Here is a 24,682-nt window from a genome sequence, read left to right as displayed (position 1 = left end):
GCGCCCCCACCGGCCACGGATGGTGGTGCCTGAACGCACCTACCGCCAGAGCCGCCGGTACCAGGGCTCCGGTGACTTTCCGCCCGCGGCCTTCTTCCCGGGCGCGTCGTCCCCCATCTTCTTCGTGATGGTGCCCAGCTCCCAGCCCGTGAGCTTCTCCAGCGTCTCCGCCTCCTGCTGGTGGCGCTTGTCCAGCGCCTTCAGGTACTGCTTGCCCGCCTCGCACGACAGCTCCCCCTTGAAGGCGTGCCGCAGCACGTAGCGCGCCTGGAAGTTCCGCCGGTCGCTCGTCACCTGGAACACCAGGTCCTCGGGGAAGTGCTCTCCGTCGTAGCGCGCGTGCAGCCGCGTGAGCACCACCTGGGAACCGCCTCCCATCGTGGGGTTACCCTCGTCCAGCCAGAACACCCCGAGCGCCCTCAGTTCCTGCGGGCTCAGCGGGTCCGCCGCGCACGGGTCGCACCACCCCATGTCCCAGACGTACTCGGTGAAGAGGGCGCGCTTCTCCTCCCGCACGTGGGCCTTCTCGAAGAGCGCCGGGTAGAACTGTTTGAACTCATTCTTCACGAACACGGGGATGTCCATGTCGCTGGGAATCTTCACCGTGCGGTAGTTGGAGGACTCCACCCGCCCCTGCCGCGTCATCGCGTAGATGACCAGGTCCTGCGGCCCCTTCGCGTTCGCCATGCCCAGGCGGATGGGCAGCATGAACTTCTTCGACTCGTAGGCCATCTGCAACGGCCGCAGGTAGTTGAAGCCCTGGCTCTCGTGCTCCTTCAGGTTCACCTTGGCCACGAAGAACTTCATGTCCTGCTTGATGTACGGCTCCAGCGCCTTCGCGGCCCGCGGCGGAATCTTGTAGCCACTCTCTCGCAGCCACGTCTCCAGCCCCGACGACTCCTTCGCCGACAGCAGGACGATGTCGTACTCGCCAATGGTGTACTCGGCCTCCACCGTCACGCCCAGGCTCTTGCGCCGGACCGCGTCCCTCGGAGCTCCCGCGGGCGCGCTGGCCATTGGCATCGCCCCCTCCAATCTCGCCACCGGCGGGGCGCAGGGATCCTCGTCGAAGTACTCCACCAGCCGCGGCGCGGAGTACGCATCCAGCCGCTCCACGTACTTGCGCTCCCCCACGTGGATCTGCTCGCGCTGGAGCACCACCGGCACGGGCACCACCAGCGCGAAGTCGGTGAGCTCGCCCTTGTAGTCGTTGGACATGGTGATCACCGTGCGCTCGCCATCGCGCACCAGCACCACCTGCGAGGCCTCGTTGAAGAGGCTCGTGTCGGCCTTGCCCACGTAGAAGCCACAGAAGGCCTCGGCGGCGGGCGCGGCGAGCGTCAGGAATCCAGCCGTCAGGCCGGCTGCGAGGACACGGAAACGCATGCGTCGTTCCTTTCCGGAGCCCCGCCTCCCGGCCACTGGAAGCGGCCAGAGGGCAGGACACGGTCGATGAGAGGAGTGAGGGGAGACACCAGGCAGAGCGCCCAGAGGAGCGCGTTCTGCCACCACAGGCCGTGCAGCATGAAGAAGGCCAGCCCGGCCACGGAGACGGCGTAGAGGACGCGCCCCACGCGGTGGTCCGGCGTCGTCTTCGGGTCGGAGATCATGAAGAAGGTGAAGAGGATGAGCCCGCCGGCGGACAGCTGATGCTGGAGGCTGGCCCAGGGCGCGCCCAGGTAGAAGATGCGGGCCGCCTTGAGCAGCACCCACGCGCCCAGGAAGGCCAGGCTCACGTCCGAGCGGAACGAGCGGTGCGCCACCGCCAGGCCGAACGCCGCGAACCACCCCAACAGCGCGCCACCGTGGCCCCACTGGCTGGGCGAGCACCACGCGTGCGCGGTGAGCAGCATGGCCACCACCAGGCCCAGGTTGGTGGGGTTGAAGAGGTGCTTGCCGCGCACACGCAGGACGAACTTGCTGGAGATGGCCACCGCCGCGGCGAAGGGCCCCACCCAGAAGGCATCGGTGCGCAGCAGCAGCGACAGCCCCAGCGAGGTGATGAGCGGCGAGAGGTACCCCACCGGCGGCGCCCGGAACAAGCGCGTCATGGCCCACTGCGTCACGCACGCGGTGAGGATGATGAGGGGAGGCTGCCAGACGGGAACGTCGAAGCCCAGCCACCCCACGCCCGCCACCAGGAAGGAGGAGAGGAAGGCGATCTGGAGGTAGCGCGGGTCGCGGGGGAGCGCGGCGGCGAGCGTCATGCGCCCATCAACGTCCGACCCGCCGGAAAAGGTCTACGCGCTACCATGCCGGCCCATGCAGACCAAGGCCGCGCCCCCCATCTCGTTCCTCCAGGGACGGAGCACCCTCGCCCTCATCGAGGCGTACTTCGAGCTCAACCACCTCAAGCAGCTCTACCGGCAGGGGTGGTTGCGCGTGGGCCTCGCCCGGGAGCGCTGCGAGAGTGTCGCCGAGCATTCATTTGGCGTGGCGCTGCTGGGCCTCTTCCTCGCCGACAGCTACTTCCCCGAGGCGGACGTCTCGAAGGTGGTGCGCATCGCGCTCCTGCATGACCTGGGCGAGGCCTATGTGGGAGACATCACGCCCCATGACTCCGTGAGCCGCGAGGAGAAGCTCCAGCGTGAGCAACAGGCCGTGGAGCGGATCCTCGCCAAGCTGCCGCGCGGCGCCGAGTACCTCGCGCTGTGGCGGGAGTACGAGCACGGCACCTCCTTCGAGGCCCGGCTGGTGCGCCAGGTGGATCGGCTGGAGATGGGCTTGCAGGCCACCATCTACGAGCACCAGGGCGCGGGGGACCTGTCGCAATTCTTCGCCTCGGTGCACAAGGCGCTGGAGACCCCCGAGCTGAAGGCCGTGCTCGCCGAGTTGGAGAAGCTGCGGCCCGGAGTCCAGGGCCACTGAGACCGCGACGCCCGCCCGCCTGGCCTCCAGGAACCTGGCGGAGTGGATTTCAGGACGCCCGAGCCGGGCGCTATCCTGGGGACATGCCGGAGGGCGCAGCGAGAGACGAGGCCAGGACGGCACCCGCCGTCCCCGAAGCGGAGACGCCACGAGCCGGAGCGCCGTCCCCCTCGGCCCTCACCCCGCGCGCGCTCGCGCTCGGCAGCCTCATCGGCGCGCTCATGTGCCTGTCCAACCTCTATCTGGGGTTGAAGACGAGCCTCACCTTCCCCGCCGCCCTCATCGCCTGTGTCGTCGGGCTCGGCCTGCAACGGACACTGCTGCGGCTGAGCGCCGCGCGCTTCGGCCCGCCCCTCAGCCTCCGCGAGACGAGCGCCATGCAGTCCGCCGCCTCCTCCGCGGGCTACTCCACCGGCGGCACCATCGTCACCGCCAGCGTGGCCTGGCTGCTGCTCTCCGGCCACCATCCTCCGCTGTGGGCGCTGTTGCTGTGGACGCTGCTCAGCTCCGCGCTCGGCGTCGTCCTCGCCCTGCCCATGCAGCGCGCCTTCATCCGCCACGACCCCCTGCCCTTCCCCTCGGGCATGGCCGCGGCCTCGGTGGCGCGCTCGCTGCACGCCGGGGACTCCGCGGGCCGCCAGGGTGCGAAGGCCCTCGGCGTGGGAGCACTCGGGGCCGGTGTGTTCGCGTTCGCGCGCGATGGGCTCGGGCTGTTTCCCGCCGCCCTCGCCCTGCCGGGTGCCCTGCTCGGCGTGCCGCTGTCCGAGCTGACCTTCTCCGCGGAGCTGATGCTCCTGCCGCTGGGCACCGGAGCCTTCGTGGGCCTGCGCACCGGGGCCTCGCTGCTGCTCGGCGCGCTCGTGTGCTACGGAGGGCTCGCCCCCTGGCTGCACGGGCACGGGCTCCTGAAGGAGACGGGCTACTACGGCATCCTCGAGTGGAGCATGTGGCCCTGCGCGGCGATGGTGGCGGGCGCCTCCTTCACCCACCTGGCGCTCCAGCGGGGACTGCTGCGGCGCACGTTCGGCGCGCTGCTCGGTGCACGCCAGTCCCCGGGTGAGTGGCCCGAGTCCACGGACGTGCCCCGCACGTGGTTCCTCTCCGGGGTGGTGCTGCTCTCGCTGGGGCTCGCCACGGTGGGCGCGGTGGCCTTCGGCCTTCCCTTCCCACTCGGCCTGCTGGGCGTGCTGCTCTCCTTCGCGCTCGCGGCGGTGGCGTGCCGCGCGACGGGCGAGACGGACATGACGCCCTCCGGGACCCTGGGACACGTGGCGCAGCTCGCCTTCGGCATCCTCATGCCGGGCAACACGCTGGCCAACACCGTGGCGGCGAGCCTCTCCGGCAACATCGCCGCCTCCAGCGCGGACCTGCTCACCGATGTGAAGGCGGGCACCCTGCTCGGCGCCGCTCCCCGGCAGACCTTCCTCGCCCAGCTCTGGGGCTGCGTCGTCGGCTCGGCCCTCATCGTCCCCGTCTTCTACCTGCTGGTGCCGGACGTCTCGGCCATCTCCGAGGAGCGCTTCCCCGCCCCCTCCGGCTTCATCGTGGCCGGCGTGGCGCGCGTGCTCTCCTCGGGCCTGGGAGGCCTGCCCGAGGTGTCGCGCTGGAGTGCCCTCGTGGGCGCGCTCCTGGGCGTGGGGCTCGTCCTCCTGGAGCGTTTCGCCCCCGAGCGCGCCCGGCGCTTCATCCCCTCCCCCACCGGTCTGGGCATCGCCTTCGTGCTGCCCGCCTCCACCTCCCTGTCCATCTTCCTGGGCGCGGTCGCCGCGGCGCTGCTGGCCCGCGCCAGGCCCACGTTCGCGGACGGAGTCACCGTGCCGTTGGCCTCGGGACTCATCGCGGGGGAGAGCCTCGTGAGCCTGGCCATCCTGCTCGTCCTCGGCGCGTCCTCCTGAGGATGAAGGCAGCACGCCGGGCAGGCCAGCGGCCGGCGAGGCCAGGCGGCTCCGTGACTAGCTTTGGAGGCGAGGAGGAGTGACATGGAACGTTCGACCCGACGCATCCTCGCAGGGGCGGGAATAGGGATTCCGCTCGTGGCCCTGGGCGCCCGGCTATGGAGCAGCCAGGGTTTCACGCCCCGCCTCCGGGATGCGCGGGGACGGCCCATGTCCGAGGGCATCGCCTCGCTGGAGCAGGTTCGGCTCGGCGGCGTGGACCAGTGGCTGCTGATCCGCGGACGGAGCCTCCACAACCCGCTGCTGCTCTACCTGTCGGGAGGCCCCGGCGCCTCCGAGATGGCCTGGGTGCGCCACTTCAACGCGCCCCTGGAGGAGCACTTCACCGTCGTGCAGTGGGATCAGCGTGGCGCCGCCAAGTCCTACGCCGCCCGGAAGAACCGGGACGACCTCACGGTGGAGCAGTTCGTCTCCGATGCCAACGAGCTGCTCGAGCTGCTGACGACCCGCTTCTCCCAGCAGAAGGTGTTCATCGTGGGCCACTCGTGGGGCAGCATCCTCGGCGTGCTGCTGGCACAGCGCCGCCCCGAGCGCGTCCATGCATTCGTGGGCACGGGCCAGCAGGTGAACTTCCTGGAGAACGACACCCTCTGCCACCTGCGCGCCTACGAGCTGGCGATGCGCTACGGGGACTACAAGGCCCTCGCGCGGCTGGCGCGCATCGGCCCACCGCCTTACACCGGCCGGGGCATGACCCAGCGGTACCTCACCTTGTACTCGCTCGCGGGCCGCCACGCCGGCCGCCGGGGACTGATGCCCGAGCTGCTCTCCTCGATGCTCATCGCTCCCGAGTACTCGCTGCGCGACAAGGTGCACTTCTTCCTCGGCCTGCGGGAGACGTTCCCACGCGTGTACCCGCAGCTGGCGGGGTTGGACCTGGAGGCCCAGGTACCCCGGTTGGAGGTGCCCGTCTGGTTCCTGCTCGGGCGCGAGGACTACGTGACACCCTCGGAGCTGGCCGTGCGCTACTTCGACAAGATGGAGGCCCCGCGCAAGACGCTGCTCTGGTTCGAGCACTCCGGGCACTCTCCACCGTTCGAGGAGCCCGGCAGGTTCAACGACATCCTCACCCAGCAGGTGCGCGCCGTGGCCGAGGCGCGGCCCGAGGCCATGCTGCACTGAGGCACATGGGCTATTGCCCCCGGGCCGAGCGGCGCACCTCGTTCACCAGGCGGTGCGCATGGCGCGTCGTCTCGGGCTCGCGGTAGCGGGACGTCACCCGAAGCACCAGCTCGACCGCCGTGGGCAGGTCCATCATGTGGCCCGGCGAGACGTAGACGGGCAGCACGTTGGGGCGCGTGCGCACCGCCATGCCCACCACTTCGCCCCCGTGGGTGATCTCCGCCATCGAGCCCCGCTCGGCCCCCAGCGGCCCGTGTCCGCCCACCAGCAGCGACTTGGCACACCCGATGGAGGGCACGCCGAACAGCAGCCCGCCATGGCACGCCAGCCCGAAGCGCCGGGGATGCGCCGTGCCCTGTCCGTCGAAGATGAGCACGTCCGGCCGCACGTTCAGCCGGGCCCACGCCTCCGAGAGCACCGGCAGTTCCCGGAAGGACAACAGCCCCGGGACATAGGGGAAGCGCAGCTTCACCGCGACACTCACCTGGGCCACTGGCTCCAGCGTCCCCGCGTCCAACACCGCGAGGCCTCCGTACGCGGTGTCGTCACCACGGCTCATGGAGATGTCCGCGCCCGCCACCCGCTCCGCCTTCAGCCCCGGGGGCGGACGCAATATCAGACGCTCGCGCAGCTCACGCTGCAGCGCCACCGCCTGTTTCGGTGTGAGGTTCCATCCATGCAGCGGTACCAGCTCCATCCACCCTCCGAGGCCGTGCGGGGCCGTCCTCGTGGAATGGGCCGCGCCAGCCGACCTCGGAGATTAGGTCACCCTGCCGCCCGGCACCAGTTTGCGTCCGCCCTCGGGCACGTGGGCCCTCGAAAAAGTAGAACTCGAGAAATACCCCAGCGGCGGAGACCGCGGCGTCACACCTCGACGAATCGCGTGCCGGTGATGCCCTCGGCCTCCATGGCCTGCTTGAGGTCCTCGGAGATGATGAGGGCCACCCGCCAGCCCCAAGGACGGAAGACTCGGGCATCGCCCACCTTGGAAGGGTCAATGCGCATGCCGGACACGACCCGGTACTGCCCCAGTTTGTCGGGACGGTCATCCGCAGGCGTCCAGTACTCCACCCGTCTGCTCCTGGCATCGTCGATACACCGGATGATGCGCAGTGCGTTGAGGATGAAGTAGGGCCCTTCATGCCCCTCAACCTGCGCGGGGATGAACTGTACATCCCGAATCCCCAGCCTCTCGAAGAGTTGGACGACTCGCCCATGAACTACAGGAATGGAGAAAGCGGCCCAGCAGCAATCCAGCGGGTCTCCCCGAACATCGAGCGGGAAACGCGGTACGCATCCCAACTCAAGCCAACGCCCATCCTTGAACTGCCAGGGATCGACTTCCTGCCCTTGCTCGTCAACAGGAGTGCCCAGGTGCCAGCGAGAGAGCGACTGCCGGTCATCCATCAAGTCGAAATATCGCGTCATGCGCTTCTCCCCATGTCCTCCTAAGGCTTCGTCACCCACTGGTGGAGCTCCGATCCAGGAGTACAAACCTCGTCCGCAAGCCTCTTGAGCTCTCCCAACAGCCTGCTCCTACATTGCGCAACGGTCCGGCAAGCCCCGAGCGCCTCTGCAAGCCTCCGATAAACGTCCGAATGGTATTCTGCGGGGTGGGGACCTTTATGTCCTTTGAGGTAGACGAGGTTCTCCTTCGCATCCAGGTCCATCCCCGCTTTCGTGAAGAGCCTCTCGAACAACGGCGTCCAAGGGCCACCAGACCGCCCCGAGATTTCATTCTTGTTCGTGGCCAGGTGATGCCAGTGGTATCCCTCCTGGCTCTCGGAGCCATCCGTGCAGGCACTGCCCACCGCGGAAGCCGCCGTGCCCGCCGCCGCGCCCGTCACGACGATGGTGCCATCGGCCGCCATCTGCACCGCCGCCGCCCCGTTCATCGTCATTCCCTCCGGCAAGGAGTACCGGGGCGCTCGCAGCAACGCCCCGAGTCCTCCCTGGGGCACCTCCGGCAGTCCCTTCGCCACTCCCATGCTGGCCGCCAGCATCATCACCCTCAGTCCCGTTCCTCCCACCGCCTTGCCGAAGCGCTCAGCCACCGCCTCCAACTCCTCCTCCGTCCTCGCCGCTTGCGCCTCCTCGTACAGCCTCGCGCACGCCCTCGCGAAACGGTTGAGCTCCAGCACCCCCACCAGCAGTGCCAGCCTCAGCGTCCACGTCGCCACGAACGCCTTGGTGAAAATCGGCTCGGGCACCAGCCAGGCGGAGAAGTAGAGGAGAACCGAGAGCGTGACACTGGAGAGGAAGACGGGAGAGGAGAACAGCTCATGGGCCGCCTCCCTCACTCCCGCCCCCATGTAGCGCGCAGACCGCTTCAGGGCCATGAGGACGGGGCTCGTCTCCAGTGACCCGGGCAGCGACCATTCGGGCGGGCCGAAGCGGGACACGAGCTCCTCTCTCAGCCGCCGCTCCCACTCCAGGGGCTCCGGCTCCGTCGAGGTCCGCACGAGCCGGAACCGGCGTCCCTCTTCTCGCGGGAAGGCCGCATGCAAGTCCGCCAGCACCGCCCGTGCGTCCTCCACCCGCACCCGCTCCAGTTCCAGGTCCGCTGCCAGCGGCTCGAAGACGAGCCGCATCCTGTCTCCGGGCAACTCCCTCACCTCCACCGCCTTCGGCTCCACCCGGGGACGCGCTCCAACAGGCACTGCCTCCCGCACCGTCGCGCACGCGGACAGGACGAGGCTCAGCGCCACCGCCAAGCGCAATAAAAGAGTCATGTTCATTTCCTCATCGGCGGCATGACGTCAGTGCTACACCACAACGAACCGAGTGCCTGTGATTCCCTCGGCCTCCATGGCCTGCTTGAGCTCCTCGGAGACGATGAGGGCCACTGTCCAACCCCAAGGGCGGAAGATGTGGGCATCGCCCACCTTCGTGGGATCGATGCGCATTCCGGCGACAACCCGGTACTCCCCCACCTTCTCTGGTTGCCCATTCTCGGGCTCCCAGTACCGGACCTCTTCACTACGGGCATCATCGATACACCGGATGATGCGCAGTGCGTTGAGAATGAAGTAGGGCGCGTCATGCCCTTCGACATGGGCGGGAATGAACTGCACGTCCTTGACTCGCAGTCGCTCGAATAGACGGACGACTCGTCCATGGAGCACGGGGATGGAGAAGGCCGCCCAGCAGTAGTCCAGCGGGAATCCCGGGATGTCGAGCGGGAACCGAGGAACGCAACCCAACTCGAGCCATTTCCCATCCTTGAACTGCCAGGGATCGATCTCTTGTCCTTGCTCATCCACAGGACATCCCAGATGCCAACGCGGCTGGGGCCGTCTGTCATCCATCAAATCGAAAAACCGAGCCATGCCGCCTCACCCCTCGATTACAGCTTAGGTATTCGTTACCAACCGGTAGAGCCGGGACCCGGGAGTGCATACGTCATTCGCCAGATCCTTGAGCGCATCCATCAGACTGCTCTTGCATTGCACAGTGGTCCGACAGCCTTTGAGTGCCCTTTCAAGCCTACTGTAGACCTCTGAGTGATAGGCCTCGGAGTGGGGACCTTTGTGGCCCTTCAGATAGACGAGGTTCTCCGCTGCGTCCAGGCTCATTCCCGCCTTCTCGAAGAACCTCTTGAACAAGGGCGTCCAGGGACCACCGGAGCGCGCCGAGATTTCATTCTTGTTCGTGGCCAGGTGATGCCAGTGGTAGCCCTCCTGGCTCTCGGAGCCATCCGTGCAGGCACTGCCCACCGCGGAAGCTGCCGTGCCCGCCGCCGCGCCCGTCACGACGATGGTGCCATCGGCCGCCATCTGCACCGCCGCCGCCCCGTTCATCGTCATTCCCTCCGGCAAGGAGTACCGGGGCGCTCGCAGCAACGCCCCGAGTCCTCCCTGGGGCACCTCCGGCAGTCCCTTCGCCACTCCCATGCTGGCCGCCAGCATCATCACCCTCAGTCCCGTTCCTCCCACCGCCTTGCCGAAGCGCTCCGCCACCGCCTCCAACTCCTCCTCCGTCCTCGCCGCCTGTGCCTCCTCGTACAGCCTCGCGCACGCCCTCGCGAAACGGTTGAGCTCCAGCACCCCCACCAGCAGTGCCAGCCTCAGCGTCCACGTCGCCACGAACGCCTTGGTGAAAATCGGCTCGGGCACCAGCCAGGCGGAGAAGTAGAGGAGAACCGAGAGCGTGACACTGGAGAGGAAGACGGGAGAGGAGAACAGCTCATGGGCCGCCTCCCTCACTCCCGCCCCCATGTAGCGGGGAGACCGCTTCAGGGCCATGAGGACGGGGCTCGTCTCCAGTAACCCGGGCAGCGACCATTCGGGCGGGCCGAAGCGGGACACGAGCTCCTCTCTCAGCCGCCGCTCCCACGCCAGGGGCTCCGGCTCCGTCGAGGTCCGCACGAGCCGGAACCGGCGTCCCTCTTCTCGCGGGAAGGCCGCATGGAAGTCCGCCAGCACCGCCCGTGCGTCCTCCACTCGCACTCGCTCCAGCGCCAGGTCCACTGCCACCGGCGCGAAGACGAGCCGCAGTCTGTCTCCGGGCAACTCCCTCACCTCCACCGCCTTCGGCTCCCGCGAAGGACTCACGCGGGCAGGCACCGCCTCCGGGACCGTCGCGCACGCGGGCAGGACGATGCCCAGCACCACCGCCAGACACCACAACGAGAATGCTCTCTTCATGTCCTGGCGAGCATGCATGACCGTCCGGCGCCCCCACCAGCGAGCCGGGGAGGTAGACTCCAGCGCCCCGTCGGCCGCGGCCCCCTCCGCGCCCGGGCCAGCAGGAGGACACCATGACGGAAGCGATGCGGCAGCAGCAGGCGGCGGAGTCCCACCCGGACACTACCGCCCGGCCGGAGACGCTCCCGAGCGCCCAGCCCCCCACCACGCCCGAGCCCCTGCGTGTCGGCGCCCCCTCCGTCTCCGCGGGAGGAGTGCCCGCGGTGGTGTCCGCCATGAAGCACGCCTGGGGCGAGATGGGGCCGGTGCGTGGCACCCAGACACTGCTGAAGGTGAACCAGACGCACGGCTTCGACTGCCCGGGCTGCGCATGGCCGGACCCGAAGCACCGCACCCCCTTCGAGTTCTGTGAGAACGGCGCGAAGGCCGTCGCCGAGGAAGCCACCACGGCCCGGGTGACGCCGGACTTCTTCCGCCAGTGGAGCCTCGTGGACCTGGCCGCGCAGACGGACCACTGGCTCGGCAAGCAGGGCCGGCTCACGCATCCCATGGTGCTGCGCGAGGGGGCCTCGCACTACGCGTCCATCTCCTGGGACGAGGCCTTCACCCTCATCGCCGGAGAGCTCAAGGCACTCGGCTCGCCGGACGAGGCGTGCTTCTACACCTCGGGGCGCACCAGCAACGAGGCGGCCTTCCTCTACCAGCTCTTCGTGCGCCAGTTCGGCACCAACAACCTGCCGGACTGCTCCAACATGTGCCACGAGTCGAGTGGCACCGCCCTGCTCGAGACCATCGGCATCGGCAAGGGCACGGTGACGCTGGAGGACTTCGAGAAGGCCCAGGTCATCGTCGTCATCGGGCAGAACCCGGGCACCAACCACCCGCGCATGCTCACGGCGCTCGAGGCCGCCAAACGCCAGGGCTGCCGCATCGTCAGCATCAACCCGCTTCCGGAGCCGGGCCTGCAGCGCTTCAAGCACCCGCAGGCCATGCGCGGAATCCTCGGCTCGGGCACGCCGCTGGCGGACCTGTTCCTCCAGGTGCGCATCAACGGCGACGTGGCGCTGTTGCAGGGACTGGGCAAGGCGCTTCTGGCGCGCGAGGCGAAACAGCCGGGCACGGTGGTGGCGCGGGAGTTCGTGGAGGGCAGGACGCTCGGCTTCGAGGCCTACGCGGCGCACCTGGACACCGTGTCCTGGGAGGACGTGGTGGAGCAGAGCGGCGTGGCTCGCGAGCAGCTCGAGACCACCGCCGAGTGGCTGGCGGGCACCGACCGCATCATCTGGTGCTGGGCCATGGGACTGACGCAACACCGCAACGCGGTGGGCAACATCCAGGAGATCATCAACCTGACGCTGCTGCGCGGGAGCATCGGCAAGCCGGGAGCCGGAGTGTGCCCGGTGCGCGGCCACAGCAACGTGCAGGGTGACCGGACCATGGGTATCTGGGAGCGGCCCCGGCCGGCGTTCCTGGACGCGCTGTCCCGCGAGCTCGCCTTCGAGCCGCCGCGCCACCACGGGATGGACACGGTGGCCACCATCCAGGCGATGCGCGAGGGCCGCGTGAAGGTCTTCTTCGCCATGGGCGGCAACTTCCTGTCCGCGACGCCCGACACCGAGCGCACCGCCGAGGCCCTGCGCCGCACGCGGCTGACGGTGCACGTGTCCACCAAGCTGAACCGGGCGCACCTCGTCACCGGGAAGCGGGCGCTCATCCTGCCGTGCCTCGGCCGCACCGAGAGCGACATGCAATCCGGTGGGCCGCAGTTCGTCACGGTGGAGAACTCGATGGGTGTGGTGCACGCCTCACGGGGAACGTTGCCTCCCGCCTCGGAGCACCTGCTCAGCGAGCCGGCGCTCGTGTCGAAGCTGGCGCGGGCAGTGCTCGGCTCTCGCAGTTCGGTGCGGTGGGAGTGGCTGGTGGAGGACTACGACCGTGTCCGCGACCTCATCTCGCGAGTGGTTCCGGGCTTCGAGGACTTCAACCGCCGAGTGCGAGAGCCGGGTGGCTTCGCCCTGCCCAACGGTCCGCGCGAGGGCCGCTTCACCACGCAGAGCGGCAAGGGGCACTTCACGGTGCACGCGATGTCACGGCTGAAGCTCGAGCCGGGGCAACTGCTGATGATGACCATCCGCACGCACGACCAGTACAACACCACGGTGTACGGGCTCGACGACCGCTACCGGGGCATCCGCAATGGGCGGCGCGTGGTGATGCTGAACGCCGAGGACATGAAGGAACTCGGCGTGGCAGCGGGGCAGGTGGTGGACCTCACCAGCCACTTCGAGGGCGTGCAGCGCGTGGCGCGGAAGTTCGTGGTGGTGCCGTACGACATCCCGCGGCGATGCGCGGCCACCTACTTCCCCGAGGCCAACGTGCTGGTGCCGCTCGACAGCTTCGCGGAGAAGAGCCGCACGCCGACGTCCAAGTCGGTCATCATCAGCCTCTCGCCCGCCGTGGACCTGCCCGCCCTGACGGCCTCCGCGCCCTGACGCGCTTCGCCCGGGGCTCAGCCGTTCTCCAGCACCCGTATCACCACACCGGTGATGTTGTCGGTGCCTCCCCGGTCGTAGGCCTGGGAAACGAGCCGCTCGGCCATCTCCTGGGCCGAGCCCCCTTCCGCCAGCAGGGACACCATCAGCTCCGGCGGCACGGGCTCGTACAGGCCATCGCTGGCGAGCACCAGCACATCCCCCGGCTGCACCGCCACGCGACAGCACTCGGGGTCCACGCTCGCCTCCATCCCCACGGCCCCCGTCAGGGAGTTGCGGTGCAGCATGGCGAAGGGGTTGCTCGTATCCAGCCCCGCCTCCTCCATCTCCGCGAGCACCGTGTGGTCCTTCGTGAGCCGCCGCAGCTCCCCCTCGCGCACCAGGAACGTGCGGCTGTCCCCGAGGTTGCACACCACGACCTCTCCGTCCCTCAGCAGCACCGCGGTGATCGTCGAGGCCATCATCGACAACCGCCCGCTCTGACGCACGTGCACCTCATGGTGCGCCAGGCGCACGGCCCGGACGATGAGGCCCTCCGCCGTCCCTCCCGGCGTGGCGGGCTGCGGCTGGCCCTCCTGGGTGGATAGGAAGTCGGCCACCGTGCTCAACACGAGCTGACTGGCCACCTCGCCCCCCTCGTGGCCGCCCAGACCATCCGCGACCGCGAAGAAGCCCAGCTCCGGCTTCTGGCAGTAGGAGTCCTCGTTGTTCGGCCGGCGGCCTATGTGCGTGGCCGCTCCGCTGTCGATTCGAGACATGGCGGACCCCGAAGGTGTCGAGAGAAACATGCGCATCCCTCGACGAGTCTCGACGGGTCCAGGCACCGGGCCAAGGAGATAACGCCTCCCTGGCCTCCCGCTCCCCGGGCGCGGGAGCCTCGCGTGCCCGGGTTCCTCACCCCCTCACGGCGCCGGAGCGACCGTGGGCTTCGGCTCGGCCTTCTGGCCCGGCTGCGCCTGCGGCTTCGCCTCGGCGGGCTTCGGCGCCTCGGGAAGCGCCAGCCGCGCGCCCGTGTCGCGCACGATGTGCCGGTACCAGGACTCCGGGTACTTCGGGTGGTTCACCCGGCCCTGCTCGTCGCGCACGTTGCCGTCGATGTACTTCACGAGCAGCTGCTCGCCCAGCTTGCGCCAGCGCGTGTGGACCTTGTCGCCCTGCCGCGTCGAGTACTCGGTGAGGTAGGTGCGCGCCTGCTCGGGCGAGCTCTTGTACAGCTCCAGCGCGGCCTTCTCGATGTCGGCCTGGTCGGCGAGGAACTGGCCCTCCAGCTCGCCCTGCACCTTGTGGACGTCGACGCTCATGTCGCTCCAGCGTGCGTAGGCCTGGTTGGACACCCAGTTGAACACCCAGAAGGACGAGTCCCAGGAGAACTGCCCGCGGTTGGCCACGCCCGTGGCGAAGTTCCTCGGCGTGGTGCGGATGCCCGCGTACATGGGCGTGTACACGGTGGTGGAGGTGTCATCCACGCCGAACCAGAGCACGCCGCCGATGGGACCCGGCATCCACGAGCGCATCTGCGCCACGAAGGAGAAGCCCGTCTGCTGCGTGGAGATGGCGCGCTCGTGGAGGTATTTCTTCCCGTCCACCTCCCACGTCATCGGGCGCCAGCGGTAGGGCGCGGCGTACGGCCCGGCGCCCACGTCCTTCGTCATGTCCAGCGGCGTGCCATCGAAGTGGTCCCGCATCAGCCCCATGACGTCCTGCACGGTGAGCTTCTTGTCCGGCTTCACCCACAGCGGCAGGCGCTTGGTGGGGGCCGAGCCATCCACGTAGTCCGCGCCCAGTCCAGCCGACGGCGCCGCGCGGCGGAAGATGCTCCACACGCGCGCCTCGGCGAAGCGCACGCTCTCGAAGTCCAGCGGGTGGTAGGTGTCCGCGAAGCTGAAGTCCTTGTCCGCCCCCGTGTACCAGCCCTTCGCGCGCGCGAAGGAGACGACGTCCGGCGAGTACACCGCGTTCTCCGCGTCATTCAGTGGGAACTGGCGGATGCGGGCCTGGTTGGCGTGCGCCGACAGGTAGCCCTCGGGCAGCCGGCGGGCCACCCACACCGCGCCCTTCTGGCCCGTGCCCTTGCCGATCATCTCCAGAATCCACACCTCCTTCGGATCCGCGATGGAGAAGGACTCGCCGGTGGAGGCGTAGCCGTACTCGGCGACCAGGTCCGTCATGACCTTGATGGCCTCGCGGGCCGTCTTCGAGCGCTCCAGGGCGGTGTAGATGAGCGAGCCGTAGTCGACGATACCGGCCGGGCCCTCCAGCTCCTTGCGGCCCGTGAAGGTGGACTCACTGATGGAGAGCTGGTGCTCGTTCATGTTGCCCACCACCGTGTAGGTGACGGGGGCTTCCTTGATGCGGCCGAGGAACTTGCCCGTGTCCCACTCGACGATGTCGCGCATGGCGCCGGGCGCGTTGCGGCGCGCCGGGGTGTAATACAGCTCGCCGTACAGCTCGTGCGAGTCCGCGGCGTAGGTGATGAAGGAGGAGCCGTCGGCCGTGGCGCCCTTGTTGACCAGCAGGCTGGTGCAGGCGAGCGCGGCGGGCGCGGCCAGTCCCACCGAGACAGCCAGGGCCGGGAGGAACTTCGTAAGGGGTCGGATCATGGCGGCGGATGCTACCAGGGCTCTCCCGCGTGCACCCCTTTCCGATTGCCACATGCCCCTCGCCCACCGGGCAGGGAGCCGGGCGTCAGGTGCCCAGCACGACGTGCTCGAAAAGGAGAGGCCCCCTTCCGGGCGCGCGCGGAACCAACTGGTCCAACAGTCGGACCAGTTGCCCGACCTCGCGCCCGGACCGGCTCAGCCCGTGCCCTGTCGTGGAGTCAACCCGAAGTGTGTCCGGACACGCTGGGCCTCCACGAGCAGACCTGCGCCCGCGAGGCGTCCGGCGCACCAGCTCGCGGCATCGGGCATCGAGCGGGCGGCATGGTACGGCGCGCTCGCCTGGGAGAAGTGCAGCACGCCGCTCAGCAGCAGCCGCACGACGGGCGAGGTGATGATGAGGGCACTGCCCAACGAGAGCGTCCGCAGCGGCTCCTTGTGCTCCTTGAGCCAGTTTATCTGCCGCTGGCGCTGCTCGGAGGAGAGCACGGTGAAGCTCACCGTGTCGTAGATGAGCGTGTGCTTCTGGTTGCGTGCCAGATAGCTCCCCCGCCTGGCCATGTACTCCTCGAACTGCTGATTCGTCGGCATACCGGTGAACCGCACGACGAGCAGCGGCCACAAGGAGTCATCGAAGGTGATGTGGCTGGGGGTCGCCATCCCCCCTCAGCGTGACAGGGAAAGCCCAGGACGAGCAAGCGACCCCCCTCCGCCCGCCTGGGTGCCGCTCAGCCGCCCCAGGGCCGGCGGGCGGCTCCCCCACAATGGCTCGTCGCTCGCATGAGGGAAGGTTTTCGATTTGTTCCCGGAAGACTCCCCGGGTAGGCCCCTCTGCGCCGACAATCGGCGGAGCCACCCGTTGGAGAAGGCCACGATGAACGACTTCCAGTTCCAGGACATGCTGCCGCTCGGCAAGGACGAGACGCCCTACCGGCTGCTCACGAAGGACCACGTCTCCACCTTCGAGGCCGGCGGGAAGACCTTCCTCCAGGTCGCCCCCGAGGCGCTCACGCTCCTCACCCGCGAGGCCATGCGGGACATCTCCCACCTCCTGCGGCCCGGCCACCTCCAGCAGCTCGCCCACATCCTCCAGGACCCCGAGGCCTCGTCCAACGATCGCTTCGTGGCGCTCGAGCTGCTCAAGAACGCCAACATCGCCGCCGGCGGCGTGCTCCCCTCCTGCCAGGACACCGGCACCGCCATCGTCATGGGCAAGAAGGGCCAGTACGTCATCACCGGCGGCGGGGACGAGGCGGCCATCTCGCGCGGCGTCTTCGACACCTACCGCACCGCCAACCTGCGCTACTCGCAGATGGCGCCGCTCGACATGTACAAGGAGGTCAACACCCACAACAACCTCCCCGCGCAGATCGAGCTCTACGCCACCGACGGCGACGCCTACAAATTCCTCTTCATGGCCAAGGGCGGCGGCTCGGCCAACAAGAGCTACCTCTTCCAGGAGACCAAGGCGGTCCTCAATCCGCAGAGCCTCCTGACGTTCCTCGAGTCGAAAATCCGCTCGCTGGGCACCGCGGCCTGCCCGCCGTACCACCTGGCCATCGTGGTGGGCGGCACCTCGGCCGAGTTCGCGCTCAAGACGGCCAAGTACGCCTCGGCGCGCTACCTGGACTCGCTGCCCACCGAGGGCAACAAGCTCGGCCGCGGCTTCCGCGACGTGGCCCTGGAGCAGGAGGTCCTCAAGCTCACCCAGCGCACCGGCATCGGCGCCCAGTTCGGCGGCAAGTACTTCTGCCATGACGTGCGCGTCATCCGCCTGCCCCGCCACGGCGCCTCCTGCCCGGTGGCCATCGCCGTGTCCTGCTCCGCGGACCGCCAGGCGCTCGGCAAGATTACGAAGGACGGCGTCTTCCTGGAGCAGCTGGAGATGGACCCGGCGAAGTACCTGCCCGAGACGAAGGACTCGGACCTGTCGGGCGACGTGGTGAAGATCGACCTGAACCGCCCCATGGCGGACATCCGCGCCGAGCTCTCGCGCTACCCCATCAAGACGCGCCTGTCGCTGTCGGGCCCCATGGTGGTGGCGCGCGACATCGCCCACGCCACCATCAAGGAGCGCCTGGATCGCGGCGAGGGCATGCCGCAGTACCTCAAGGACTACATGGTCTACTACGCCGGCCCGGCCAAGACGCCCGAGGGCTACGCCTCCGGCTCGTTCGGTCCGACGACGGCGGGCCGCATGGACGCCTACGTGGACCAGTTCCAGGCGCAGGGCGGCAGCTTCGTGATGCTGGCCAAGGGCAACCGCTCGCCGGCCGTCACCGCGGCCTGCAAGCAGCACGGCGGCTTCTACCTCGGCTCCATCGGCGGCCCGGCGGCACGGCTCGCCAAGGACTGCATCAAGAAGGTGGAAGTGCTCGAGTACCCCGAGCTGGGCATGGAGGCCGTCTGGAAGATCGAAGTGGTGGACTTCCCGGCCTTCATCGTCGTGGACGACAAGGGCAACGACTTCTTCGCGGACATCAACAAGCCCACGAAGAAGTCGTGAGCCGCCCTCAGTGCTTCAACCCCGCCACGTGCGGGGTGGGCAGGTTCTCCAGCCCGTGGGCGAGCTGGAAGGTGTAGCGCACCCGGGGGGCCGACTTCAGGCCCCCCACCACCTTGAAGAGGAAGTAGCCGCGCTCCACGTTGTCCGGATCCACCATCACCTGCACCTGGTGCAGGTCCGTGGTGTCGAGCACCATCTCTCCCACCAGCCGCTTGCCCAGGATGAGCTGCACCACGGGCGAGCCGTTCTCCTCCGAGAAGAGCACCCAGTGGAGCGCCTCGGCGTCATACAGCCAGGACTCCTCCGTGCCGATGCTGAGGATGCAGTTGGTGTGATCCAGGATCCAATCCCAGAAGCGGTCGAAGGGGAGCGTCGCTCCCGATTCTGTCTCAATCGCCATGCCCTCCACATAACCCAGGTCGGGGGCTCGTGGGGGCGGTGAGCCGAGGACTTCTCTTCTGGGTGTCTCGGAAACGGAGAAGAGGAAGCCAGGAAAAATACGGATAGACGGAGCGGCGTCCGAGCCGGAATATGGTGGCGCACAAGGAGCCAACACATGCGCACCCTGAAGCTCGCAGCATCCCTCACCGCCGCCCTCCTGGCGCAGGCCTGTGGAGGGCCCGCCCCGGAAGAGCCGTCGCAGCTCGTCACGAGCACCGCCGCGCTGACCACCGCCGTGTCGCGCGGGTGCACCTTCACCCTCACGTACAAGGAGGTCATGCCGCCCTTCCCGCCCACGTACGTGCCCGTCGTCACCCGGCAGGCCTCCGCCACGTGCCCGTGGGGCGCGGGGAGCGTGGATCTCCCGGGCTCCTACTCGGGCCCCGAGTTGTCGCTGGCCGCCAATGACCTCGGAGTCGCTGTCGGCTACACCAATCGGTACTCGCCGAGCGGCTCCTCCGGCACCTGGCTGGAACTCCGGCACGTGGCCCCGGACACCTTGTCGGTGGTGCGCTCCGTGACGCTCGCGGCGCATAACAACTACCGCCCCACCACCCTCAACGGCGAGCTGTCCATCCTCACCGATGGCACCACGCTGAAGGTGCGGGGCCAGAAGGGCGGCGTCCTCCCCGGAGAGAGCGGGAGCGGCCAATACTACACCGCGACGTTCCCGGACTTCTTCACCAGCACCACGGCCCCCATCATCGTGGCCACGTCGGGGCTCGACACGCCGAGCGTGGGCTCCTGGAGCGTCACCGGCAACCTGGCGTCTCCCCGCTCCAACCACACCGCCACCCTGCTCAATGGCACCGGGGATGTGCTGGTGGTGGGGGGCACCACGGCCGAGGTGTTCAACCCCTACAGCAACGTGTCCACGCCCACGGCCGCGCCCCTCGCCGAGCGCCTGGCGCACACCGCGACGCCGATCTCCTCGAGCCGGGTGCTGGTGGCGGGCGGGTGGATCGGCACGTCGCCGGCCACCTATCGCCAGAGCGCGGAGGTGTTCGACCAGACCACCGGCACGTGGACGGCCACGGGCTCCCTGGGCACGCCGCGCAGCCACCACACGGCGACCCTGCTCGACTCGGGCAAGGTGCTGGTGGTGGGTGGCCAGTCCACCGGCGGGGACACGAACACCGCCGAGCTGTATGACCCGGCCACCAACGCGTGGAGCCCGGCGGCTTCCGCCCCCACGGGCCGCTACGACCACACCGCCACCCTGCTCTACTCGGGCAAGGTGCTGGTGACGGGCGGCACGGGCGCCACGCTCGGTATGCTCCAGAGCGCGCAGGAGTACGACCCGGCCACCAACACCTGGACGTCCCTCCCGCCGATGAACAAGGCCCGCACCCACCACGCCGCCGTCCGGCTCTACTCGGGCAAGGTGCTCGTCGTCGGTGGCCAGGAGAACCAGGTGGAGCTCTACGATCCGTACAGCTACATCCCCTGGACCCTGGGAGCCGTCCTCCCCTCCGGTACCCTGGCCGTCAGCGCGACGCTGCTCTACTCGGGCGAGGTGCTCGTCACCCACTCCAACGGGGTGGCCTCGCTGTATGACCCGGGCGCGGACGCGTGGATGTCCGCGGGCATGATGACGTCGGAGCTCTACGGCCACACCACGACGCTCCTGCACTCGGGCCAGGTGCTCGTGACGGGCGGCTTCAACAACAGCACCACCGTCAGCACCGCGCAGCGCTACACGCGCTGAGCCGGAGCGGATGTGAAGGCCGGGTGCCCTCGCCATTGCCGGGGGCACCCGCGCCGCACGAGATGTCCTCAGCGCTTCTGCGCGCGCCACGCCTCCTGCCCCTGGGCGTCGAGCGCGCGGAAATCCTCGTCACTGAGCTTCAAGGTGGCCGCCGCGGTGTTCTCCTCCAGGTGCTTCACCTTGCCGGTGCCCGGAATCGGCAGCATGACGGGCGAGCGCTGGAGCACCCACGCGAGCGCGATCTGCGACGGCGAGGCCCCGAGCTTCTTCGCGAGCGTGTCGAGCGCCCCGCCCTCCTTCGCCAGCGGCCCGCCGGCGAGCGGGTACCAGGGAATGAAGCCGATGCCGTTCTTCTCGCAGTGGTCGAGCACCGCCTCGCTCTGGCGGTTGGCGAGGTTGTAGAGGTTCTGCACCGTCGCGACCTTGAAGAAGCGGCTCGCGGCCTGGATGTCCTCGACGGAGACCTCGCTCAGGCCGACGTGGCGGATGAGCCCCTCGCGCTGCATCTCCGCGATGGCGCCGAACTGCTCGTCGCGGGGCACCTTCGGGTCGATGCGGTGCAGCTGCCACAGGTCGATGCGCTCCAGCTTCAGGCGCCGGAGGCTCATCAGCACGCACTGCTTGAGGTACTCGGGCCGGCCGAGGACGGGCCAGATGTTGGGCCCGTGCCGGGTGAGCCCGCCCTTGGTGGCGATCACCAGGCCGCGTTTGTACGGCGAGAGCACCTCCGCGAGGATGTCCTCACTGACGAAGGGGCCGTAGCTGTCGGCGGTGTCGATGAAGTTGATGCCGAGCTCGGGAACGCGCGCCACGGTGCGGCGCGCCTCCTGGGGGTCCTCGGGGTCTCCCCAGATGCCATTGCCCGTGATGCGCATCGCGCCGAACCCGAGGCGATTCACCTCGAGGTCGCCGCCAATCCGGAAGGTACCGCTCGCCGCCGCGTTGCTCGTCGTCATCCGCTCTCCTCGTGCCAACAGGACAGGGCGGACAACCTAACCGGGGCACGGACCGCGTGCAGGGGGTTCGCGAATTTCCCCTCTCCCCTCGGGAGAGGGACGGGGTGAGGGTATCGGGTACAAACGGGTTCAAACCCGTGTCCCTCTTGTGGGCCACGGGTTGGAGAACGGACGCGGATACCCTCACCCTGACCCTCTCCCGGAGGGAGAGGGGATATTGAGGGGATATTGGCCGTGTGTTGACGGGGTACTGGCTCAGATGACGGCGTCGGTGGCGCGGCGGATGCGATCCCAGTTGAAGTTGCTCGCCGGGTCCACCTTGCGGCCCGGGGCCACGTCCTTGTGGCCCACGATGTTCTTCATCGGGATGTCATACGTCTTGGCCAGGTACGGCACGAGCTTCTCCAGCGCCTTGTACTGGGCCTCGGTGAAGGGCGTCTTGCCGCTGCCGTCGTTGGTGATCTCGATGCCGAGGGAGCGCGCGTTCACGCTGGGGCTCTTGTCCCCGTGCAGCGACGACACGCCCGCGTGCCACGCCGCCATCTTGTCATCCACCAGGTGGTAGATGGTGCCGTCCTGGCCGATCAGGTAGTGCGCGCTCACGTCCGTGCCCTTCTTGGTGAGCGTGGCCAGGTCGCCGGCCTCGTTGTTGGAGGCGGTGTGGTGCAGGACGATGGCGTCGATGTCCGCCCCGCCGCGCGAGCTGAAGTTGGCCGAGGGCACCCACTTCATGTCCGGCTTCTTCACACCGCCCGTGGGGGTACCCGGCGTCGTCGGGGTGGTCGGCGTCGTCGGAGTGGACGTCGGCGGCTTCTGGCCGGCGAGCGCCTTGTCCATGGCGGCCTTCGTCTTCGGGCCGTACTCCCCGTCCACGCCCAGCTTCCACTGGGACTGGAACTTCTTCACCGCCGCCTCGGTGGCCGGGCCGTAGATGCCCGGGCCGGTGTTCATCTGCGCCTGCGTCATGTGGCCCAGCTTCACCAGGGCCGTCTGCAGCTGCTTCACCGCGGCGCCGGTGCTGCCGCGCTCCAGGCCCGCGGGGGGCGCGGTGACGCCGGAGGGCTTGCCCGGCGTGGGGGCAGGCTTCGCCGGGGTGAGATCCTTGAGCATCTCGGCGCGCGTCTTCGGGCCGAACACGCCGTCCGCCGTCAGCTTGTTGGCGGCCTGGTACTTCTTGAGCGAGGCCTCCGTCTGGGGGCCGAAGATGCCCGGGCCGGTGTTCATCTGCGCCTGCGTCATGTGGCCCAGCTTCACCAGGGCCGACTGGAGCTGCTTCACCGCCGGGCCCTTGGCCCCCTTGGACAGGGTCGCCGTGGGCAGCGAGGGGGTGGACGAGGCGGCGGCCGTGGCCAGGGCGGCGTTGTTGCGGGACGTGGAGGAGATGGTGCTCACGGGCGGCTCCGGGGGGGAGTAAGCGCTGAAAATCAGTGACGGCGATGGAATTATCGCACGAGCGTCACGGAAGTTGCGTCCCCACCGGATTTCACGGGAGCTGTTCCAGCAGCCGCTCCAGCTCGTCCGGTTTGACGGGCTTGACCATGTGCAGGTTGAAGCCCGCCTCCACCGCCTGCGTCCGGTGCTCGCCGCTGTAGCCCGTCAGCGCCACCAGGAAGACGTCCCGGCCGCCCTCGGACTCGCGAATCCGGCGCGCCACCTGGAAGCCATCCATCCCCGGCAGCCCCAGGTCCACCAGCGCCACGTGCGGCTTCAACGCGGGGAAGAGCTGCACCCCCTTGAAGCCATCCTCCGCCACCTCCACCCGGTGCCCCCACATCTCCAGCAGCTCGCGCAGCACCTCGCGCGTGTCCTCGTTGTCCTCCACCAGCAGCACCCGGCGCCCCATGGGTGCCTCGGTGCCCGGCGGCGGCGTCTCCGGCGCGGGCGCGGTGACGACGGGCTGCACCGCCGCCAGGGGCAGCCGCACCACCAGCTCGCTGCCCTCGCCCTCGCCCCCGCTGTGCGCCGTCACCTCGCCACCGTGCAGCTCCACCAGGCGCCGCACCAGCGTCAGCCCGATGCCCAGTCCTCCCGAGGAACGTGCCAGCTGCTGCTGCGCCTGCACGAAGAGCTCGAACACCCGCGCTTGCAGCTCCGGGCTCATGCCGATGCCCGTATCCCTCACGCGCAGCACCGCCTGGCGCTCCTGGCCGACGCGCTCCACCGTCACCCCGACGAAGACGTGGCCTCCGGGCCCGGTGTACTTGCGCGCGTTGTCCAGCAGGTTGGACACCACCTGCTCCAGCCGCGTGGCATCCCCGTCCAGCCACAGGCCCTCCGAAGCGGGCAGCGACACCTCCAGGCGCAGCCCCTTCTCCTCGAGCGCCCGCCGGCGCGCCTCCACGCTGTGCTGCACCACCTGCCGCAGGTCCACCGGCGCCCGCCGCAGCTCGATGTGGCCGCGGTTGAAGCGCGACACGTCCAGCAGATCATCCACCATCCGCGCCAGGTGCTGGCTCTGCCGCATCATCACCCGCATGGACCTGGACTCCCCGCCCTCCGGCTGCGTGGCCGCCTCCAGGTGCAGCGCGTTGACGATGGCCGCCAGGGGGTTGCGCAGCTCGTGCGCCAGCATGGCCAGGAACTCGTCCTTGCGCCGGTCCGCCTCGGCCAGGTCCGCCGCCCGCTGCCGCAGCGCGTCCTCCAGCTCGCGCCGGGGGGTGATGTCCGTGAGGATGCGCACCGCCCCCACCGCCGTGCCCTCCTGGCCCTCCACGGGGTTGGCCGCCACGCGGTACCAGCGCCCGCCCAGGCTCACCTCGGTCTCCTCCTGGCAGGACAGCACCGCGCCGCAGCTCGGGGGCAGCTCGGCCTCCGAGTCCGCCGCCGCCCGCATCAGCTCATCGAAGGGCCGCCCCAACACCCGCTCCTCGGAGAGCCCGAGCAGCTGCAACAGGGACTGGTTGGCGCGCATCACCCGCCCGTGCCCATCCAGCAGGCACACCCCGTCTCCCAGCGAGTCGAAGGTGCTCTTCCACTGCACCGCCGCCGCGCGGGCATCCTCCTCCGCCTGACGCATGCGCAGCAGCGCGCGCACCGTGGCCAGCAGCTCCGAGGCGTCCACCGGCTGCGCCAGGTAGCCATCCGCGCCGCTGTCCAGCCCCTCCACCTTGTTCTCGGGGCGGATGTAGTTGGCCGACAGGTGCAGCACGGCGATGCCCGCGGTGCGCGGCTCGGCCTTCAGCCGCCGGCACACCTCGATGCCATTGAGGTCCGGCAACTTCACGTCGAGGATGATGAGGTCCGGCAGCAGCTCGGCGGCGAGCTTCAGCGCCTCGGCCCCGGTCCCCCCCTCGCGCACCTGGAAGCCCGCCGCCCGCATCATGCGCGTGACGGCATAGCGGTTGGCCTCGTTGTCGTTGATGTTGAGGAGGATGGTTTCCCTGTGCGGCAC

The 24,682-nt window shown here is 69.0% G+C and carries 20 protein-coding genes; 6 read left to right on the top strand and 14 right to left on the bottom strand.

All coding sequences use genetic code 11. From position 1 onward, the window contains the following. Positions 1-39: 39 nt before the first annotated feature. Both Q664_RS22745 and Q664_RS22740 read right to left on the bottom strand, forming a co-directional pair. Positions 40-1,386 (bottom strand): DUF2330 domain-containing protein, encoded by a 1,347-nt coding sequence (locus Q664_RS22745; protein WP_043399291.1) that lies wholly within the window; start codon positions 1,384-1,386, stop codon positions 40-42. Further along, positions 1,356-2,207 (bottom strand): RnfABCDGE type electron transport complex subunit D, encoded by an 852-nt coding sequence (locus Q664_RS22740; RefSeq protein WP_052518520.1) that lies wholly within the window; start codon positions 2,205-2,207, stop codon positions 1,356-1,358. The genes Q664_RS22745 and Q664_RS22740 overlap by 31 nt, the downstream gene beginning before the upstream one ends. Positions 2,208-2,262: 55 nt before the next feature. Between Q664_RS22740 and Q664_RS22735 the strand changes: the two genes are divergently transcribed. The 3 genes from Q664_RS22735 to Q664_RS22725 all read left to right on the top strand — a co-directional run bounded on the left by Q664_RS22735 (position 2,263) and on the right by Q664_RS22725 (position 5,945). Then, positions 2,263-2,868 (top strand): HD domain-containing protein, encoded by a 606-nt coding sequence (locus Q664_RS22735; RefSeq protein ID WP_043399288.1) that lies wholly within the window; start codon positions 2,263-2,265, stop codon positions 2,866-2,868. An 83-nt stretch (positions 2,869-2,951) separates the two neighbouring features. Continuing rightward, positions 2,952-4,763 carry an OPT family oligopeptide transporter gene (locus tag Q664_RS22730; RefSeq protein WP_052518519.1) on the top strand — a complete coding sequence of 604 codons (1,812 nt, stop codon included), beginning with the start codon at positions 2,952-2,954 and terminating at the stop codon, positions 4,761-4,763. An 84-nt stretch (positions 4,764-4,847) separates the two neighbouring features. Then, positions 4,848-5,945: an alpha/beta fold hydrolase gene (locus tag Q664_RS22725; RefSeq protein WP_043399286.1), complete on the top strand. Its 1,098-nt coding sequence runs from the start codon at positions 4,848-4,850 to the stop codon at positions 5,943-5,945. Between the two features lie 10 nt (positions 5,946-5,955). Here the strand turns inward: Q664_RS22725 and Q664_RS22720 are convergent, their stop codons facing one another. From Q664_RS22720 to Q664_RS52490, 5 genes are all read right to left on the bottom strand, one after another. Continuing rightward, on the bottom strand, positions 5,956-6,642 hold the full coding sequence (locus Q664_RS22720) for an endonuclease V (RefSeq protein ID WP_043399283.1): 687 nt from the start codon (positions 6,640-6,642) through the stop codon (positions 5,956-5,958). 167 nt (positions 6,643-6,809) lie between these two features. Continuing rightward, the gene (locus tag Q664_RS22715; RefSeq protein WP_043399280.1) at positions 6,810-7,373 is read right to left on the bottom strand and encodes an imm11 family protein; all 564 of its coding nucleotides are present in this window, start codon (positions 7,371-7,373) and stop codon (positions 6,810-6,812) included. 20 nt (positions 7,374-7,393) lie between these two features. Continuing rightward, complete coding sequence (locus Q664_RS52495; protein ID WP_084610248.1) at positions 7,394-8,677, bottom strand: AHH domain-containing protein; 1,284 nt, start codon at positions 8,675-8,677, stop codon at positions 7,394-7,396. Between the two features lie 33 nt (positions 8,678-8,710). Beyond that, entirely contained in the window at positions 8,711-9,274 is a 564-nt protein-coding gene (locus Q664_RS22705) for an imm11 family protein (RefSeq protein WP_043399278.1), read from the bottom strand. A gap of 24 nt (positions 9,275-9,298) precedes the next feature. Continuing rightward, positions 9,299-10,591, bottom strand: a complete 1,293-nt coding sequence (locus Q664_RS52490; RefSeq protein ID WP_152622277.1) for an AHH domain-containing protein — start codon at positions 10,589-10,591, stop codon at positions 9,299-9,301. Positions 10,592-10,704: 113 nt separating this feature from the next. On the opposite strand from Q664_RS52490, the gene Q664_RS22695 reads away from it, so the two are divergent. Then, positions 10,705-13,083, top strand: a complete 2,379-nt coding sequence (locus tag Q664_RS22695; RefSeq protein ID WP_043399276.1) for an FdhF/YdeP family oxidoreductase — start codon at positions 10,705-10,707, stop codon at positions 13,081-13,083. Between the two features lie 17 nt (positions 13,084-13,100). Here Q664_RS22695 and Q664_RS22690 read toward each other — a convergent pair whose 3' ends face one another. The 3 genes from Q664_RS22690 to Q664_RS22680 form a co-directional block, all read right to left on the bottom strand. Beyond that, on the bottom strand, positions 13,101-13,841 hold the full coding sequence (locus tag Q664_RS22690; RefSeq protein WP_043399273.1) for a PP2C family protein-serine/threonine phosphatase: 741 nt from the start codon (positions 13,839-13,841) through the stop codon (positions 13,101-13,103). A gap of 144 nt (positions 13,842-13,985) precedes the next feature. Continuing rightward, complete coding sequence (locus Q664_RS22685; protein ID WP_043399270.1) at positions 13,986-15,683, bottom strand: dipeptidase; 1,698 nt, start codon at positions 15,681-15,683, stop codon at positions 13,986-13,988. Between the two features lie 195 nt (positions 15,684-15,878). Next, positions 15,879-16,340: a hypothetical protein gene (locus tag Q664_RS22680; RefSeq protein ID WP_043399267.1), complete on the bottom strand. Its 462-nt coding sequence runs from the start codon at positions 16,338-16,340 to the stop codon at positions 15,879-15,881. A 214-nt stretch (positions 16,341-16,554) separates the two neighbouring features. On the opposite strand from Q664_RS22680, the gene Q664_RS22675 reads away from it, so the two are divergent. Then, positions 16,555-18,186 (top strand): fumarate hydratase, encoded by a 1,632-nt coding sequence (locus tag Q664_RS22675; protein ID WP_043399265.1) that lies wholly within the window; start codon positions 16,555-16,557, stop codon positions 18,184-18,186. A gap of 7 nt (positions 18,187-18,193) precedes the next feature. Here the strand turns inward: Q664_RS22675 and Q664_RS22670 are convergent, their stop codons facing one another. Further along, positions 18,194-18,586, bottom strand: a complete 393-nt coding sequence (locus Q664_RS22670) for a hypothetical protein (RefSeq protein WP_043399261.1) — start codon at positions 18,584-18,586, stop codon at positions 18,194-18,196. Positions 18,587-18,742: 156 nt separating this feature from the next. Here Q664_RS22670 and Q664_RS22665 point away from each other — a divergent pair, with 156 nt between their 5' ends. After that, positions 18,743-20,335, top strand: coding sequence for a Kelch repeat-containing protein (locus Q664_RS22665; protein ID WP_043399258.1), 1,593 nt, complete (start codon positions 18,743-18,745; stop codon positions 20,333-20,335). 68 nt (positions 20,336-20,403) lie between these two features. On the opposite strand, the gene Q664_RS22660 is transcribed toward Q664_RS22665, so the two are convergent. From Q664_RS22660 to Q664_RS22650, 3 genes are all read right to left on the bottom strand, one after another. Then, complete coding sequence (locus tag Q664_RS22660) at positions 20,404-21,291, bottom strand: aldo/keto reductase (RefSeq protein WP_043399256.1); 888 nt, start codon at positions 21,289-21,291, stop codon at positions 20,404-20,406. 255 nt (positions 21,292-21,546) lie between these two features. Beyond that, a complete protein-coding gene (locus tag Q664_RS22655) occupies positions 21,547-22,683 on the bottom strand; it encodes a peptidoglycan recognition protein family protein (protein WP_075207483.1) in 1,137 nt (378 codons plus the stop codon). Positions 22,684-22,774: 91 nt separating this feature from the next. Continuing rightward, on the bottom strand, positions 22,775-24,682 hold the full coding sequence (locus Q664_RS22650) for a response regulator (RefSeq protein WP_043399253.1): 1,908 nt from the start codon (positions 24,680-24,682) through the stop codon (positions 22,775-22,777).

Origin of the sequence: Archangium violaceum Cb vi76 (assembly GCF_000733295.1) — a bacterium.
Classification (GTDB): Bacteria; Myxococcota; Myxococcia; order Myxococcales; family Myxococcaceae; genus Archangium; species Archangium violaceum.
The sequence above is the reverse complement of the archived record's forward strand: the minus strand, read 5'-3'. Positions and strand labels throughout refer to the sequence as shown.

Coding starts and splice junctions, on each gene's coding strand:
- Q664_RS22745 (WP_043399291.1), bottom strand. CDS start 1,386: ATGCGTTTCCGTGTCCTCGCAGCCGGCCTGACGGCTGGATTCCTGACG.
- Q664_RS22740 (WP_052518520.1), bottom strand. CDS start 2,207: ATGACGCTCGCCGCCGCGCTCCCCCGCGACCCGCGCTACCTCCAGATC.
- Q664_RS22735 (WP_043399288.1), top strand. CDS start 2,263: ATGCAGACCAAGGCCGCGCCCCCCATCTCGTTCCTCCAGGGACGGAGC.
- Q664_RS22730 (WP_052518519.1), top strand. CDS start 2,952: ATGCCGGAGGGCGCAGCGAGAGACGAGGCCAGGACGGCACCCGCCGTC.
- Q664_RS22725 (WP_043399286.1), top strand. CDS start 4,848: ATGGAACGTTCGACCCGACGCATCCTCGCAGGGGCGGGAATAGGGATT.
- Q664_RS22720 (WP_043399283.1), bottom strand. CDS start 6,642: ATGGAGCTGGTACCGCTGCATGGATGGAACCTCACACCGAAACAGGCG.
- Q664_RS22715 (WP_043399280.1), bottom strand. CDS start 7,373: ATGACGCGATATTTCGACTTGATGGATGACCGGCAGTCGCTCTCTCGC.
- Q664_RS52495 (WP_084610248.1), bottom strand. CDS start 8,677: ATGACTCTTTTATTGCGCTTGGCGGTGGCGCTGAGCCTCGTCCTGTCC.
- Q664_RS22705 (WP_043399278.1), bottom strand. CDS start 9,274: ATGGCTCGGTTTTTCGATTTGATGGATGACAGACGGCCCCAGCCGCGT.
- Q664_RS52490 (WP_152622277.1), bottom strand. CDS start 10,591: ATGAAGAGAGCATTCTCGTTGTGGTGTCTGGCGGTGGTGCTGGGCATC.
- Q664_RS22695 (WP_043399276.1), top strand. CDS start 10,705: ATGACGGAAGCGATGCGGCAGCAGCAGGCGGCGGAGTCCCACCCGGAC.
- Q664_RS22690 (WP_043399273.1), bottom strand. CDS start 13,841: ATGTCTCGAATCGACAGCGGAGCGGCCACGCACATAGGCCGCCGGCCG.
- Q664_RS22685 (WP_043399270.1), bottom strand. CDS start 15,683: ATGATCCGACCCCTTACGAAGTTCCTCCCGGCCCTGGCTGTCTCGGTG.
- Q664_RS22680 (WP_043399267.1), bottom strand. CDS start 16,340: ATGGCGACCCCCAGCCACATCACCTTCGATGACTCCTTGTGGCCGCTG.
- Q664_RS22675 (WP_043399265.1), top strand. CDS start 16,555: ATGAACGACTTCCAGTTCCAGGACATGCTGCCGCTCGGCAAGGACGAG.
- Q664_RS22670 (WP_043399261.1), bottom strand. CDS start 18,586: ATGGCGATTGAGACAGAATCGGGAGCGACGCTCCCCTTCGACCGCTTC.
- Q664_RS22665 (WP_043399258.1), top strand. CDS start 18,743: ATGCGCACCCTGAAGCTCGCAGCATCCCTCACCGCCGCCCTCCTGGCG.
- Q664_RS22660 (WP_043399256.1), bottom strand. CDS start 21,291: ATGACGACGAGCAACGCGGCGGCGAGCGGTACCTTCCGGATTGGCGGC.